General features: G+C 41.2%; 14 protein-coding genes. 12 read left to right on the top strand and 2 right to left on the bottom strand.

The window, feature by feature from the left end:
• Nucleotides 1-97 precede the first annotated feature (97 nt).
• From A3I9_RS0110705 to A3I9_RS0110690, 4 genes are read left to right on the top strand one after another with little or no spacing between them, the layout of a single operon-like run.
• Nucleotides 98-1,069, top strand: a complete 972-nt coding sequence (locus A3I9_RS0110705; RefSeq protein ID WP_018379022.1) for an ABC transporter substrate-binding protein — start codon at nt 98-100, stop codon at nt 1,067-1,069.
• A 3-nt stretch (nt 1,070-1,072) separates the two neighbouring features.
• Nucleotides 1,073-2,047 carry an ABC transporter substrate-binding protein gene (locus tag A3I9_RS0110700; RefSeq protein ID WP_018379021.1) on the top strand — a complete coding sequence of 325 codons (975 nt, stop codon included), beginning with the start codon at nt 1,073-1,075 and terminating at the stop codon, nt 2,045-2,047.
• A 32-nt stretch (nt 2,048-2,079) separates the two neighbouring features.
• Nucleotides 2,080-2,976 (top strand): ABC transporter permease, encoded by an 897-nt coding sequence (locus tag A3I9_RS0110695; protein ID WP_018379020.1) that lies wholly within the window; start codon nt 2,080-2,082, stop codon nt 2,974-2,976.
• Between the two features lie 13 nt (nt 2,977-2,989).
• Nucleotides 2,990-3,793, top strand: coding sequence for an ABC transporter ATP-binding protein (locus tag A3I9_RS0110690; RefSeq protein WP_018379019.1), 804 nt, complete (start codon nt 2,990-2,992; stop codon nt 3,791-3,793).
• 40 nt (nt 3,794-3,833) lie between these two features.
• Here the strand turns inward: A3I9_RS0110690 and A3I9_RS0110685 are convergent, their stop codons facing one another.
• Nucleotides 3,834-4,736 carry a LysR family transcriptional regulator gene (locus A3I9_RS0110685; protein WP_018379018.1) on the bottom strand — a complete coding sequence of 301 codons (903 nt, stop codon included), beginning with the start codon at nt 4,734-4,736 and terminating at the stop codon, nt 3,834-3,836.
• Nucleotides 4,737-4,893: 157 nt separating this feature from the next.
• Here A3I9_RS0110685 and A3I9_RS0110680 point away from each other — a divergent pair, with 157 nt between their 5' ends.
• The 7 genes from A3I9_RS0110680 (at nt 4,894) to A3I9_RS13445 (ending at nt 14,256) form a co-directional block, all read left to right on the top strand.
• A complete protein-coding gene (locus tag A3I9_RS0110680) occupies nt 4,894-5,736 on the top strand; it encodes a sugar phosphate isomerase/epimerase family protein (RefSeq protein WP_018379017.1) in 843 nt (280 codons plus the stop codon).
• 27 nt (nt 5,737-5,763) lie between these two features.
• Entirely contained in the window at nt 5,764-6,621 is an 858-nt protein-coding gene (locus tag A3I9_RS0110675) for an SDR family NAD(P)-dependent oxidoreductase (protein ID WP_018379016.1), read from the top strand.
• 73 nt (nt 6,622-6,694) lie between these two features.
• Nucleotides 6,695-8,020 carry an MFS transporter gene (locus A3I9_RS0110670; protein WP_018379015.1) on the top strand — a complete coding sequence of 442 codons (1,326 nt, stop codon included), beginning with the start codon at nt 6,695-6,697 and terminating at the stop codon, nt 8,018-8,020.
• A gap of 83 nt (nt 8,021-8,103) precedes the next feature.
• Nucleotides 8,104-9,324 carry an MFS transporter gene (locus tag A3I9_RS0110665; protein WP_018379014.1) on the top strand — a complete coding sequence of 407 codons (1,221 nt, stop codon included), beginning with the start codon at nt 8,104-8,106 and terminating at the stop codon, nt 9,322-9,324.
• 41 nt (nt 9,325-9,365) lie between these two features.
• Nucleotides 9,366-10,250, top strand: a complete 885-nt coding sequence (locus A3I9_RS0110660) for a shikimate 5-dehydrogenase (protein ID WP_018379013.1) — start codon at nt 9,366-9,368, stop codon at nt 10,248-10,250.
• A gap of 121 nt (nt 10,251-10,371) precedes the next feature.
• Nucleotides 10,372-11,244, top strand: coding sequence for a hypothetical protein (locus tag A3I9_RS0110655; protein ID WP_018379012.1), 873 nt, complete (start codon nt 10,372-10,374; stop codon nt 11,242-11,244).
• A 156-nt stretch (nt 11,245-11,400) separates the two neighbouring features.
• Nucleotides 11,401-14,256 (top strand): pneumococcal-type histidine triad protein, encoded by a 2,856-nt coding sequence (locus tag A3I9_RS13445; RefSeq protein ID WP_018379011.1) that lies wholly within the window; start codon nt 11,401-11,403, stop codon nt 14,254-14,256.
• A 214-nt stretch (nt 14,257-14,470) separates the two neighbouring features.
• Here the strand turns inward: A3I9_RS13445 and A3I9_RS12860 are convergent, their stop codons facing one another.
• Nucleotides 14,471-15,331: an MBL fold metallo-hydrolase gene (locus tag A3I9_RS12860; protein WP_018379010.1), complete on the bottom strand. Its 861-nt coding sequence runs from the start codon at nt 15,329-15,331 to the stop codon at nt 14,471-14,473.
• Between the two features lie 209 nt (nt 15,332-15,540).
• Between A3I9_RS12860 and A3I9_RS0110640 the strand changes: the two genes are divergently transcribed.
• Nucleotides 15,541-16,494, top strand: a complete 954-nt coding sequence (locus A3I9_RS0110640; RefSeq protein WP_018379009.1) for an alpha/beta hydrolase — start codon at nt 15,541-15,543, stop codon at nt 16,492-16,494.
• Nucleotides 16,495-16,517 lie beyond the last annotated feature (23 nt).

Here is a 16,517-nt window from a genome sequence, read left to right as displayed (position 1 = left end):
ATCTAGCGGTCCCTTATTTTTATACAAAATTAAGAAGGACCATTGTTTTCATTCGCGCTTATAAAGGAAAACTATATCACAAACAGGAGAAACATTTATGAAATTCAAAACATTTGCCTTTACAACTGCTATTCTTTTTTCAGCAGTAACATTGGCTGCGTGCAGTAATAATACCAAATCGTCGTCTGATGAGGTATCCATTGGTATTATCCAGTATGCTGAACACGAAGCCTTATCCGCATCACGTGAAGGATTTTTACAAGTCTTGGAAGAAGCTGGTTACAAAGAAGGGGAGAACCTAACTGTGGATTACCAAAATGCACAAGGGGATCAGGCTAATCTTCAAACAATGGTTGAACAATTGGCAGGTGAAAATGATGTGAACTTTGCTATTGCAACACCTGCAGCCCAAGCCCTTTTAAATGTCGATACAGAAACGCCATCTGTTTTTACAGCAGTGACTGACCCTGTATCAGCTGGTTTGGTTGAATCTTTAGAGAAACCGGCAGGGAATATGACGGGGTCCATTGATGCTACCGATGTGAGGGGACAAATAGAGATGCTTCTAAAGGTTGTACCAGATGCGGAAACGGTTGGTATTTTCTATAATTCAAGCGAGGTTAACTCTGAAGTTCAGGCAAAAGAAGCAGAAACTGCACTTGAAAAAGCTGGATTGAAAGTCGTTGTTAAAACAGTCACCACAACTAATGATGTACAACAAGTCATGACTTCTCTAGCAGGTCAGGTGGATGCTATTTACCTTCCAACAGATAATACAGTTGCTTCGACAGCTTCGACAATCGGTGATATCTTGATGGAGAAGAAAGTTCCAGCTATAGGAAGTGATGCAGCCGTTATTGATGCAGCTTTGTTTACTTACGGAGTCGATTACCATGGTATTGGAGTCCAAGCTGGTGAGCTGGCAGTAAAATTGTTAAAAGGGAAAAAACCTACAGATTTAGCAGTTCAAACACCAGAAACAGCGAGTATCGTTGTGAATGAAAAGATGGCTAAGGCAGTTGGGATTGATCCAACAACCATTGAAAATTTGAATGAAACAGAGGAATAAATCATGAAAGAATTACCCTATTATACACGGATAGCTTCGGTCGGACTGGCCCTCTTGGCTTTAGCTGGATGCAGTTCAACAACAAATTCGACAGATAAAGAAACTGTAAAAATTGGCATATTGCAATACATGGAACATGATTCCTTGACCGCAGCACGTGAAGGATTTGTGGATGAATTGGTAAAAAATGGTTACAAAGAAGGAGAGAAAATCACAATTGACTACCAAAATGCACAAGGTGACCAATCTAATCTCCAAACCATTTCAGAGCAATTAGTTGGTGAGAATGATCTTGTTCTTGCCATAGCAACACCTGCAGCGCAGAGTTTAGCAACAGTCTCGATGGAGGTTCCGATTCTGTTTACCGCGGTGACGGATCCAGTATCTGCTGACTTGGTGGATCGTATCAAAAAACCAGGTGGCCTCTTGACTGGTACGAGTGACCAAGCCCCGATTGAAGAACAGGTTGAGTTGTTAGGACAGGCTGTCCCTCAAGCGAAAACAGTGGGTATTCTTTATACAACAAGTGAGAGAAACTCAGAAGTACAAGTAGAAGAAGCGGAAAAATTATTAAAAAAGGCAGGCTATCAGGTAATTGTCAAGGGTATTTCAAATACAAACGATGTACAAGATGCTGCTACGAGTTTGATGAAAGATGTAGATGCTGTTTTTGTTCCAACGGATAATACAGTTGCTTCCACCATGACCATGATTGGGGAGCTATCGGTACAATATCAAGTACCTGTCATTGGTGGATCGACCGACATGGTAGATGCGGGTGGCCTCTTGACCTATGGGACCAATTATGACGCGCTAGGTCGTCAGACAGCTAAGATGGCTATAAAAGTGCTTGAAGGGGCAGATCCTGCGGAAGTGGCAGTCCAGTATCCAGAGTCTGTTGATGTACACATCAATGAAGAAATGGCAAAACAATTAGGCATTGATATCTCAACGATTCAAGTTGCAGATAAAAAATAAAAAAGAAGTTAATCGTTAAAAAGGAGAAGATTGTGGATCTTATATTATCAAGTGTATCGCAGGGGCTATTATGGTCTATCATGGCGATTGGCGTGTGTTTGACGTATCGAATTTTGGATATTGCGGATTTGACGGCAGAAGGCTCTTATCCTCTTGGAGCGGCAATCTGTGCTGTGGGGATTGTCAATGGCACCAACCCATTACTCGCTACCTTCCTTGCCTTTTTAGGAGGGATGGGTGCAGGACTGGCTTCGGGACTTCTTCATACCAAATTAAAAATCCCAGCATTGTTAACAGGGATTGTGACGCTGACGGGTCTTTACTCAGTTAATTTGAAAGTCTTAGGCAAAGCCAATGTCGCCCTCCTGCGTCAGGAGACACTTGTGACGCAGTTGCAAGGATTAGGATTATCAAAAACCAACGCAGTGATGTTAATTGGGGCAATCTTTGTGGTCGTGGTCATTCTCTTTTTGACACTACTATTGAAAACACAGGTTGGCCTTGCTCTTCGTTCAACAGGGGATAATATTCCGATGAGTGAGGCCAATGGGATTCATGTGGACAATATGAAGATTTTAGGTTATATGCTCTCTAATGGCTTGATTGCCTTGTGTGGAGCTTTGTTAACACAAAACAATGGGTATGCAGACTTGAATTCTGGTACGGGTACCATTGTTATCGGTCTGGCTTCTATTATCATTTCAGAAGTGATATTGCGTAATTTGAGCATTGGAAAACGATTAGCAGCAGTTGTACTGGGTTCTGTTGTCTATCGTTTGATTATCTTAGCGATTTTGGAAATACCGGGTATGGATGCTGATTTGGTGAAACTATTCTCAGCCATTTTACTAGCCGTGGTTTTGTTTGTACCAGAATTGCAAAAGAAATTAAACATTCGACCACTAGCAGTGACAAATAAGAAAGCATAAGGAGGTGTCAGACATGACCAATCTATTATCTATTCAATCTATTCATAAAACCTTTGAAGCAGGAACGATTAATGAAAATCATGTTCTGAAGGGCCTCCAATTAGATGTGGCAGAGGGAGATTTTATCTCAATCATTGGAGGAAACGGTGCTGGGAAATCTACCTTAATGAATTCTTTAGCGGGAACCATCATGGTGGATGAAGGTGACATCCTTCTTGAAGGAAAATCAATCAAGCATATTCCAGCAGCCAAACGTGCCAAAGTCATCAGTCGCGTTTTCCAAGATCCGAAAATGGGGACAGCATCTCGACTGACCATTGAAGAAAATATGGCCATTGCCTATCGTCGTGGTCTATCCCGTGGCTTGAGCTGGGGTGTCAAAGAAAAAGAACGCCAAATTTTCAAAGAATCTCTGAAAGAATTAGGGCTAGGACTGGAAAATCGTCTCAAAGTGGATACACAGTTTTTATCAGGTGGTCAACGTCAAGCCTTGACTCTCTTAATGGCTTCCCTTGTGAAACCCAAATTGCTTTTACTAGATGAACACACAGCAGCACTAGATCCGAAAACTAGTGATATGGTGATGGAATTGACTCAGAAAATCGTGAGCAACCACCAACTGACAACCTTGATGATTACCCATAACATGGAAAATGCCATTGAATACGGCAACCGTCTGGTCATGCTACATCAAGGACGAATTGTTGTGGACGTCCAAGGAGAAGAAAAAGCGAATCTGACAGTTCCAGATTTGATGGCTCTCTTCCAGAAAAATAGTGGCCAAGTCCTATCGAATGATGAGTTAATTTTAGCGTAAAAAAGAGATTGGGACTAGCTCTCAATCTCTCATTTTTTTGCTAAATAATATCGCTTAATTCGGTAGCTGTTGCGATAAAGTCGATAAAGTTGCGGACATCTTTGGGGAGTGGCTTGTTATTGCGATAGGCGGCATAGTAAACACGTGCTTTTTTGAGTTCTTCAATCGAAATGATATCAATGTCTTCAAGGGTATCTAAGAAATCGAGTCTAGGCATAAGGGCAAGGCCAAATCCTTGTGCAACTAGTCCTGCAACAGTTTCATCTTCACTGACTTCAAAGGCAATCTGAGGCTGTTCAGTTTCCTTTTGATAGACCTGCTCGATGAGGGGACGCATCCCACTTCTTGGGGAGAACCAGACTTGTGGATACTGAAGCGTATCTGCCACTGTTACCTTCTCTAGCTCTGTCAGTGGATGTTTTTTAGGGACAATCAGCACCAAGTCTTGTGCGAAGATTGGGATAAAGGAAATGGTTGGATAATGTTCGAGTTTGGAACAAAATGCAATATCATATCGGTCGTTTAAGACTCCTTCAATCATATCGATAGACATCCCGCTATCATTATGGAAGTCAAAACGGGAATTCGTTTCAGGAAATTGGTCCAAAAAAGTACGAACCAGATTGGGAACGGCCTTTCTTCCGAGAACGCGAAGCAGGGTCAGATTAATCACAGGTCGATTGGAATGTTTCTTTTGAAGCAGTTCAATTCCCTTGTCCAAAATTCCTAGTGAAGATTGGACAGTTGCATAAAATTCCCGACCTTGAGGAGTTAAGGCAACATTTCTCCCTTGCTTGCTAAAAAGAGGAACTCGAAGTTCTTCTTCTAAGGTCGCAATGGCATGGCTGAGAGTTGGTTGGGTGATGTGGAGACGTTTGGCAGTCTCGGTGTAATGCTCCAAATCGGCTAAGACTATAAAATAGCGCAAGTGCTGCAAGTTCATGTAGAATCCCCTCTCTGTGCTGTTAGTGTAAGTATAGCACGAATGATAGATAAAATCTATCAATTCATAATTTTTTTCTAATTTGTTTTTCCGTCCCCACTGGATTATAATAGCAGTGTAGAAAGTGAAAAAATTAACAAACTAGGGGGACTGGATTATGTCTAAACTTTCACCAATTACTATTAGCTCTTGGACATTGGGTGACCAATGTACCTTTGAAGACCGTGTAAAATCTGCTAAAGAAGCTGGTTATGAAGGAATTGGACTTCGTGCTGAAACGTATGTTGATGCCCTTCAAGAAGGCTTGACGGACCAAGATATTCTTGCTATTCTTGATAAATACGATATCAAGGTAACCGAAGTAGAATATATTGTTCAATGGGCTGAAGAAAACCGTAGCTATGAACAAAAATACAAAGAACAAATGTGCTTCCATATGTGTGATTTGTTCAACGTAGGCCATATCAACTGTGGCTTGATGGAAAACTATTCTGTTGAATACACTGCACAAAAATTGAAAGAATTGTGTGCGCGTGCTGGTCATCGCATCATTGGTGTAGAGCCAATGCCTTATTCAGGTCTTCCTAATTTTGATAAAGCGTACGCTGTTGTGAAAGCTTCTGGTGCTGACAATGCGATGCTTATCTTAGACACATGGCACTGGGTTCGTGCAGATCAGCCTTACCGTGCATTGACAAAAGAAGAAGCTGAAAAAGTTATTTCTATCCAAATCAATGACGCCTATGATCGTCCATACGCATTCTCAATCTTGCGTGATGAATCTATGCATGACCGTTTGGCACCAGGTACAGGTGCAAAAGACACAGCTGGTTTTGTTCGCATGATTAAAGAAGCTGGTATCGAACCTAAAGTCATTGGTGTTGAAGTGATTTCAGATGAAATCTTGGGACGTGGTTTGGTAGAAGCGGCGGCGCATACTTTTGACAATACAGTGAAAGTATTGGAAGAAGCATGGCCAGAACAATTGCCATCAAAATAAGAGTAGACAATAAAAGAGGAGGATATCATGTCAGATAAGTGGTTAGGTCTTGAAGGAAAAGTCGCAGCCGTTACGGGTGCCGTAGGTGGTATGGGACGGACAATCGTTCAAGAATTTGCAAAACAAGGAACAAGTGTCATCTTATTGGATATTCGTGAAGATGCTCTTGTCGAATACGCCGAAGAAATTGCGAAAGAATATGGCGTAGAAACACTTGCGGTGAAAACAAACTCGACTTCAGAAGAAGAAGTGGACAATGCAGTCGCAAAAGCCCTCGAAAAATTTGGTCGGGTGGATATCTTGGTCAATACAGCTGCTATGCTCCGTGCCTGTCCTTTGGAAGATCTTCCATTAGAAGAATGGCGCCAAACAGTGGATATCAACTTGACAGGTTACTTCTTGGTATCTCAACGCTTTGGTCGTCAATTTATCAAGCAAGGTAAGGGGACAATGGTACATATCTCAACGATTGCTTCAGTTTTCCCAGAAACATACTCAGCAGCTTATAGCTCAACAAAAGCTGGTGTCAACATGATGTCACGTCAAATGGCAGCTGAATGGGGACAATTTGGGGTTCGTTCAAACTGTATCCAACCATGTTTTGTGAAAACACCATTATCAGAAAGCTTCTATGCTGATCCAGTCGTTGAAGAAGGTCGTAAAGCCTTGACGGCTAACAAACGCATCGGAAACACAATGGATATTGCCAATGCTGTTATGTACCTAGCAAGTGATCGTTCAGATTACACAAATGGCCACGAATTGCGTGTTGAAGGCGGATTCGGTATCATGATGGGTGACCAAACACCAAAACCAGGTGGCCGTCGTGAATTTGCAGTTAAAGAACACAATGCTTACCTTGAACGTATCAAAGGCAATCAATAAACAGTAAAAATAGTTGAGGCGACTAGGCAATTAGCCGCTCTCAACTGCATTTATGAAAGGAATTTAGGACGAAATGTTTAAAAATAATAAGTACAATTTCACTGCAATCTTGCTCTGGATGGCATACTTCTGTCATGGGATGCAAGCCATTACGATTTCACAAAATGCAGCCCTCTTCACAGAAAAATGGGACTTGGATCCAAAAACGGCTGCCGCAGACATTTTGTCAGTTGTTGCGTGGACTGGGATTGGTAAAATTTCCTTCCTTGTCTTCTCAGGTCCTTTATCCGATAAAATTGGTCGGAAACCTGTCGCAGTAACTGGTTTGATTGGATATGTCTTGATGTTTGGAACCTTCTTGGTTGCGAATAACTTGGCAGTAGCAAGTATCTTAGCCTTTATCGGTGGTGCTATGACGTCACTCTTTGATGGGTCAATCAACCCAGCTCTCTTTGAAATGTATCCAGAAAACAAGTCAACAGCTTCTGTACTTGGTAAAACATTTATTTCTGTATCTTCTATCCTTTATCCATTATTTGTGGCTTTCTTGGCTTCAAATAGCATGTCAGCTGAATTGGGAATTTGGTTACCATTCATCTTGAGTATTGTTGTGTTGGTTGGTGCCATTTTTGCGCCATTCCCAGACTTGGATATGCAAAAGGCTGAAGGCTTAAAACCTGCGCAAGCGATTAAAGAATTGGAAAAACGCCAATCAGGAAATGTGCAAGTGGCAGAAACAACAGATAAAGCCAACCACAATGATCGTGCGAAATTCATCATTGATGGGACTGTTTTGTCACTCTTTGCGTTGACAATTTACTCAAACTTCTATCTCTTCCAACAAGTATCAAAAATCTATGCTGGAACAGTTTTGAAAATGAGCGAAGGAGCAGCCGCTTCTGTAACTTCTCTTTACCAATTTGGTGGATTAGTTGCGACGATTTTCTTCTCATTCTTGATGGCACGTGGTATTCGTGACGTGGCAATCTTGGTAGTAGCACCAGTCTTCTCAGGTCTTGCTGGTTTGCTTGTTTACTTCTTCCCATCACCTATGACATTGACGCTTGCAGGTGTTGTTGTTGGTTTCTGTGCAGCTGGTGGTCTTCTTCAAATGGGAAATGGTGTGTTAAACCAATTCTTTACTTCTAACAAAGGATTCAATACAAGTGTGTACTACTTTGTAATGGCACTTGGTTCTTACATCGTACCAAAAGCTGCGTCAGCTCTTTTAGCAGCTGAGGAAGTCAATGGTGTTCTTACATATCCAAATGCACCAACGATTTTACTACTTATTGCTGCTACTGGTATTTTGTCAGCAGCCTTGATGGTCTTTGTAGGCTACCGTTATGGTCATATTTTTGGTGTATCTATCTTCTCAAATTCTAAAAAAGCAAACTAAAATCATGTTATAATAAATGATGAAAGGCTAGGTGTGAATCCTAGCTTTCCATTATAACAGATTGGATGAAAGGGAATCGTACGATGAAGAAAAATCAGTATATTCCTACGATTAGTAGTTTGTATGTCAATTATGTATTTCAAGGAATCGCAGCCATTATCGTCTCACAGAACATGACGATACTGAGAGAACAATGGGGAGCGTCCCTTAGTCAAGTAACTCTAGTGCTGAGCGCGGTAGGGTTAGGGCGCATTTTGAGTATCAATGCAGCTGGGCTTATTTCTGATAAATTAGGTCGGAAGCGAGCTGTCCTGCTAGGTGTTCTTTCCTACATCGTCTTTTTCATTGGTTTGCTCTATTCTCCAAATTACATTTGCGCGTTTGTCGTGTCCGTCTTTGCGGGCTTTGGAAATGCCTTTCTTGATACCGCCACTTACCCAGTAGTAGTAGAGGCGTTTGAAAGTCGAACAAAAAATAGTGCCCTAAGTGTCTTGAATAAGGCTTTTATTTCAATGGGACAGTTTGTCTTTCCAATCGTGACACGTTTTATTTTACAAAGAAATCTCTATTTTGGTTGGACCTTTATTGTATCCGCGGTTTGTTTACTCCTGAACCTTTTCTTGATTTTGAGACTCCCATTTCCAGCTGTCTCAGGAGCAAAGGTTGTCGAAATTGAAAAAAATGAAGAGGAAAATAGCGGATATGAGCCAACAGGTGCGACATTTTTAGTGGAGGGAATGGCTCTGATGGTCTTCTCCTTTGTATCGGTCTCACTGTTCAATGTCTTTATCACTTGGATTCCAACATTTGCACAGGAAGCATTGATGATGAAGGAGGCAGACAGTCTTGTTCTGGTCAGCGCCTACAGCATATTTTCTTTTATCTCTGTTTTCATCACATCTTTTATTGTGAACCGTGGCATCAATGTTCCGGTTTACATGATGTTTTGTACAGCGATTACAGGGATGTCGCTGGCTATCATGCTAGGCTTTCCAAATGAGTTCACCGTCTTAGTTGCGACTTTCTGTGTTGGATTTTTCGCTGCTGGAGGTATTTGGCAATTAGGCCTAGCTGTCTTACTTGAATTTTTCCCTTTCAAACGTGGTTTGATTACCAGCTATTATTCGTTAGCAACCTCAATCTCTGTGATGGGGGTCCCATATCTGACCGGTTTGTTAGCAGAACAACATATTTCTCTTGTCTTTGTACTGGTAGTGGCTTTAGCCTTTGTAGGAACAGTCAGTCTCTACTTTGTGCATCGACGTTATCAAGCAATTTTTTACTCGAAACAAGCAGTTTCATAATCAATCTCTAGTTGAATTTTATCATTAGAAAGAGGTCTATCATGGCAGAACGTTTATCAGGTCACACACTTTTGGTTTCTCTTATTGCAACTCCAATTCGTCATTCTTTGTCACCAAAAATGCACAATGAAGCCTATGCAAAATTAGGATTGGACTATGCTTATTTGGCATTTGAAGTCGGTCAAGAAGAATTAGCAGATGCGGTTCAAGGTATTCGTGCCTTGGGCATTCGCGGTTCAAATGTCTCAATGCCAAACAAACAAGCCATCATTCCACTCTTGGATGAAATCGATCCAGTTGTTGAATTGACTGGTGCGGTGAATACAGTTGTCAATGTGGATGGTACTGGTCATTTGAAAGGTTACTGTACAGATGGTACAGGTGCGGTTCGTGCCTTGGCTGCTGAAGGTGTTGAAGTCAAAGACCAAATTATCACCATTGCTGGTGCAGGTGGTGCAGGTAGTGCCATTGAAGCCCAGTTGGCAATTGATGGTGCGAAAGAAATCCGCATTTTCAATATTGATGACCGTTGCTGGCAAAATGCTGTGGATATGGCAGAAAAAATCAATGCCAAAACTTCTGCAAAAGCAACTGTACATCACTTGGAAAATACAGAAGAATTCTATGCATCTATTGCGGAATCTTCCATTTACATTGATGCGACAGGTGTTGGTATGAAACCATTGCAAGATCAAAAATTGATCAATGATCCAGCTGTTATCCGCGATGATTTGGTGGTCTTTGATGTGGTCTATAGCCCAGCAGAAACAGAATTGTTGAAATTCGCTAGAGAACATGGTGCGAAAAAAGCTATCAATGGTATCGGTATGATGTTGTACCAAGGCGCTGAAGCCTTCAAACTCCATACAGGACATGATATGCCAGTTGACTATATTCGCGATACCTTCTTTAGTGATGCAAACTAAAGTAGGAAAATAAGAGGTTATGCCCATTGGCAAACCTACCATATAAAGGAGTGAGGAATCAATTTCGGCAAGTGATTGATAGCAATCACTCCTTTTTCGATGAAAAGAAAGAAGGAAGCTTATGTCAGAACGTTTATCTGGACATACAGAAATGTTGGCTTTGATGGCAACTCCAATTCGTCATTCATTGTCACCCAAAATGTACAATGAAACCTACGCTAAATTAGGATTGGACTATGCCTATCTAGCTTTTGAAGTGGGGCAAGAAGAGTTAGCGGATGCGGTTCGCGCGGTCCGTGCTCTTGGAATTGTCGGTGGCAATATCTCTATGCCAAATAAACAGGCAATTTTGCCCTATTTGGATGAATTATCACCAGCTGCTCAGATGATTGGTGCCGTCAATACCTTTACCAATAAAGATGGACATTTGGTTGGTTACAATACAGATGGCACAGGTGCTATTCAAGCCTTAGCAGCAGAAGGGGTGGCGGTCCGAGATCAGATTATCACCATGGCAGGTATTGGTGGTGCCGGAACTGCAATTGCGGTACAGGCTGCTCTTGATGGGGCTAAGGAAGTTCGAATCTATAACATTAAGGACACGGCTTTTGAAAAAGCAGCCACTGTTGTTGAGCGGATTAATCAAGAAACCGACTGTCAGGTAACCTTGAATGATTTGTCCAACACGGAAGATTTTTATCGTTCTATTGGGGAAAGCGCAATTTATATAGATGCGACAGGTATTGGGATGAAGCCCTATGAAGACATGAAATTAATTAATGATCCAGCCGTTATCCGTCCAGATTTAGTTGTGTTTGACGTCGTGTACAATCCCTCCGAGACAGAATTGCTCAAATTTGCCCGGCAACATGGTTGTCAGAAAGCTTTCAATGGTCTGTCGATGATGCTTTATCAAGGAGCAGAAGCCTTTAAACTTCATACAGGAAAGGACATGCCTGTGGACGATATTCGAGAGATTCTATTTTACAAATAATGTGGGAATGCAACCTTAGTGGAAACTAAGGTTTTTCTTTTTAGAAAATGTTGAAAAAGGGTTGACAAAAATTTTATTTTAGGTAAACTATTAACTAGTTAATAAAATGGTTAATAAACTGGTTAAATTTAATAAAATTAGAAAATAAGGAGTATCATGAAGAAAAAAATCATTCTGACCTCGGTGGCGACTGTCGCCTGTATTGGTCTAGTAGGAGCTTATACTTTAAGTCAACATAGTAAATCTCAAGGAGGTGAGAGAGACAATCAGGTTGCTTATGTAACAGATTCTAAAAAGACAACCAAAGATGATCAACATGCAAAAAGAGAAAAATTGACCCCAGAGGAAGTTTCTAAGAAAGAAGGGATTGCTGCGGAGCAGATTGTCATCAAGATTACAGATGATGGTTACGTGACGCTGCATGGGGACCACTACCATTTCTACAATGGAAAGGTGCCATTTGATGCCATCATCAGTGAAGACCTTTTAATGAAAGACCCGAACTACACACTTAAGCAAGAAGATGTCGTTAATGAAGTGAAAGACGGCTATATTATCAAAGTAAATGGCCAATATTATCTCTATTTAAGAGATCCTCAGAAGAGAAGTAATGTTCGAAGTAGTGCCACTGTTGCTCAACAGCAACAAGCAGCCGCTAATAATCGCGGTTCTGATGGGCACTATCGTACCGATGATGGCTATGTTTTCAATGCATCTGATATAGTGGATGATACAGGAGATGCCTACATCGTTACCCATAATGGGCATTACCATTATATTCCAAAATCAGCTCTCCCACCGCAAGATTTGCAAGCAGGACAAGCCTATTGGAATAGCTTAACAGCAGGACAACGGAAGAAGAAATCCCAACCTCTTCGCCAAGTACCGCCAGCTCCCCATACACCAAAAGTGCAAGGAAAAGGAGATACCCCAGCAGAAGAAACGCTAGATCAGTTATTCAAACAATTGTATGCTTTACCAAAAAGCCAGCGGTATCATGAAGGTGATGGCTATGTTTTCGATCCAAAAGATATTCGGAAAATAACAGATTACGGAGTTGTGGTTCCGCATGGAAATCACGAGCACTTTATCCCTTTTGCTAAGCTATCACCACTTGAAATCAAAATTTCAAAACTCTGGATGGCGGCTAAACAGAAAAAAGCAACTCCAAAGAAACCATCTACACCAAAGACACCGAGTCCAACCCCAAAAGATGATCAACCAAGTCCAGCTTTGCAACAATTGATTGATCAGCGTGTTGCTCAAATCATGGCGCAATATCAGATTCCACGTGATCAAATTATTGTGGATTGGAAGAACAATATGATAGTTTATCCACACGGAGACCACTACCATACAGAGCCAATTGATACAGGAAAACCAATTGGGGATCCAAAGCAGCAAGATGATGAGGAAGTAAAAGTCAAGAAAGCTTATTTGGCAGCGCAGCTTGGTATAGATGTGTCCAGTATTCAGGTTGTGGATACGCCAAACGGGAAAGCGCTAGTGTACCCACATGGTGACCATCAACATTCTATTTTGCTTAAGGATATTGACACCTCCAAGCCTTTTGACCCACATGGTCATCATGGCGATCCCCATGCTCATCAGCAGACAGGCATGGATACACTGAAAAAATTAGGATTTGACGATGATATTATCCGTGATATTTTGCACGCTGTAGCCGATGAAGAGTTCCCAGCAAATGAAACAGATCCTGAGAAAATGAAAGCTTGGCTCTTGACTGTTAAAAAGTTGAATATCGGTCAAAATCCAGATCCATTGACCCGTAAAGGTCTAGACTTGATGCCTAATATTGAAGTATTGGGAATTGGGTTTACACCAATTAAGGATCCGACACCTGTACTAAAATTTAAGAAGCTGAAGCAGTTGTGGATGACCCAAACAGGTATTAGCAACTACGATTTCCTAAAAGGCTTACCAGAACTGGAAGGTATTGATATCTCACAAAATAATGTGTCTGACTTATCCTTCTTAAAGGAATTCCCAAAACTCAAGAGTGTGGCTGCGGCAGGCAACAATATCTCTGATATTTCAGCCTTGAAAGACTTGCCACTGTTGGAGTCTCTTAACTTAGAACAAAATAATATTTCTGATATTTCAGCCTTAAAAGATTTGCAACACTTGACAGCTATCAGCTTGGAACAGAACCAACTACAGGATGTATCTGCCCTTGCCAATAAGCCACAGTTAATCACCCTCTTCCTATCTAGTAATCCAAACTTGAATGTGGATACACTAAGAACAGAAAGTGTGCATGAACTATACTTGAATGGGAACAATATTAAGAACTTGTCTTTCTTAAAGCATAATGTAGCTTTGACGAATTTACAGATGGACAATAATCAGTTGACCTCTTTGGCTGGTTTGGAAGCTCTTCCTCAAATTGATACCTTCTCTGCCAATCAAAATCAGATTTCTAGTTTGGCAATTTCTGGAACACAAGGAACATTACAAACCCTTAAACTATCAGAAAACCGCCTCAAAAACTTGGAAGGCATCAATGCCTTTACCAGCTTGCAGACATTGGAAGTTCCTTCTAATCAGTTGGTAACTTTGGCGATTACAGAGCAGAATCATAGCCTCACATACATAGATGTTCGTTATAACTTCATTCCTCCTCGAGAATTAGAATTCAATGAGAATGGTATTCCAAAAGTATTAGCGCAATATTATCCAAGTATTAGAGGTGGTGAGCTTGGTGGTCAGAAAGCTCCACAAGTAAAAGCGAAACCAAAGAAACCTAAAAAACCGACGACTTCTACTGAAGCAAAGACTACTTCCCATGCAACAACAGAGGTTAAAGAGCCGATTACAAGTGTAACAAATGACGAGACAACAAGTAGGTCAACAACTATTGGAGAACCTACTACAAGTAGACAAAGTATGAGCACAGTACCAACGACGACCGAAGTACCGACAACTACGACTGAGACGTCTCTGATACCAACGAATCCAAGTGTTCAAACAGAAGCTATTACGACAAAATAATAGAAAAACGAAAAAGAGGCTGGGACAAAAGATTTTTAGTTTAGAAAATTTATACCAATAAATCTACTTTTCTAATAAAATGTACATAAAAACGAACAAAGATACTCTTTAAATATATAAGAGATAGCCTTTGTTCGTTTTTTGTTTTATTGTTCAGAGTTTTGTCCCAGCCTGTTTTTTGCAGTACTCATCAAAGAGGGTTTAGGTGGCTCATTTATTGCATTATTGCTTCTAATTGGTCCATCGCAAAACTCATCGCACAAAAATTAGGATCATCAAAATCTTGGCCATAATGGACCATTCTTAGGTCAGGTGTATCGGGCACATTCCAAGCAGCGGGTTCAGATTGGTCTGGATTAAAGTGATCAATTAGATAAAGAACCTGATCAATGAAGCTGGTTGGTAAAGGTTGTGGCCAGTGGGCACTCAGAATTTCCTTTATATCTAAACCTTTTACTGTTAACAGTGCCGCTTTGTATTGACTAAGAGGAACACTTGCTCCATAGAAAATTCGTTTCACAATGGCATCACCGCTGAATAAGTAGTGACTTTCTTCATCATATAGAGCGATGGATCCCTTGGTGTGACCCGGAATGGCTATCACTTGAAGGCGCCTCTTGCCAAGTTCAATCCACTCACCATCTTTCAAGGTGCTAAACTGGTAGTCTCCGCCAGAAACAACAGCTGGGTGGACTTTTTTGTGAGGCACAGTCGCGATTGGAAAGACAAACCCTTCTTTTGAAGGCCATTCATTTTCACCGATATAGACTGTCTCAAATTGGCGATTGCCACCAGAATGATCTGGATGGACATGACTGTTGACAACTATAAGTGGTAGAGGGGTGAGGTCTTCTATATATGATTTCAAATCCGCAATTCCAAATCCTGTGTCCAGTAACAGCGCTCGTTCTTTTCCTAAAATCAGGTAAGACAGGGAGTAGCCCCAGCCTGGGAGTCTACCAGGACCAGGAAGAAAGCCTGGATTTTGAATAGCATAGATGGTATCTGTTATCTGCCAATGTTGGCAAGTTGTTGCTAAGTTATCTATTCCAAGTGTAATTGTTGAGTCGTACATATGAATCTCCTTATAGCTTTGATTATACGCTTCTTTTTTCTCTTTTTCTAGTCAGAATAGGAAGCATTTTCAAAGAAAATCACCTAAAAATCCATAGAAGGATTTTATAGAAAACGGGTGCGAAAATTCATAAAAGGAATTTGTGAAATCATTCTCAAAGTATGTTAGAATAAACATATAAAAAAAACAGTAATCGAAAGGAAAGTATCATGAACGTTACACCATTTCCCGGATATGAAGATCACTTGTATAGTAATTTGGCTGAAGTGACAGATGGAGTGAAAAAATATAAGGAAGCCCAAGGAAAGGCAATGATGAGTTTTGAATTGCCTGATGGGATGACCATGGAAGATCGCTTTATTCCACGTCCTGATGCGGACGAAGAACTGCAAATTCGTGTCTTTACACCAGCTAATCTTCCAGACAAGGCACCGATGATTTTAGATATTCACGGTGGCGGATTTGTGGCAGGGACGGTTGCCTTTGACAATGCCCGCTGTATTGCGATAGCAGAGCGAGTACCTGCAATCGTCGTGGCTGTTGAATACCGTTTGACAGGTAAAACAGGCTATACCTATAAAGAAACCATTGCGGATTGTCACACCGCTTATATGTATCTGCATGAGCACGCAGATGAATTTGGAGGCGATGGTGAGCGGATTGGACTTCACGGTTCAAGCGCAGGCGGTACTATTGCGGAAGGATTGGCTCTCTATCTTCGTGACCGCAATGAATGGACTCCTGCATTGACAGTTTTGAATTGTCCAACCATGGACACAGCCTTAGAAACAACACCAGCCTTTCAACAACTCTATCAGTTTAGAATGGGACCTGCTAATAAATTCTTCAGTGCTGAGGCTGCTTATCTAGGCGGCTATGATGGTACGGTTCCTTCTTATTATGCCTTTCCAAAATTCTGCCATGACCTTGGTGGATTGGGGGCACAGATGATTATCATGGGTGAATATGACACATTACGTGATACCGCTTTGGAATATGGTCAACGCTTGCTTCAAGCTGGTGTACCAACAGAAATGTTCCTAGCTCCACGTGTGGGACACACCTTCACTGCAGCACCACATCCTTACACTGACTTTGTTCACGACATGATGGCTTGGTCCTTCAAACGTGAATTTGGTATGTTGGATGAGTTGAAAAAATAAAGAATAATATGTTAGGAGAGAGA

Origin of the sequence: Streptococcus ovis DSM 16829 (assembly GCF_000380125.1) — a bacterium.
Classification (GTDB): domain Bacteria; phylum Bacillota; class Bacilli; order Lactobacillales; family Streptococcaceae; genus Streptococcus; species Streptococcus ovis.
Note: the sequence above shows the minus strand (reverse complement) of the source record. Positions and strands in the feature narration are given on the sequence as shown.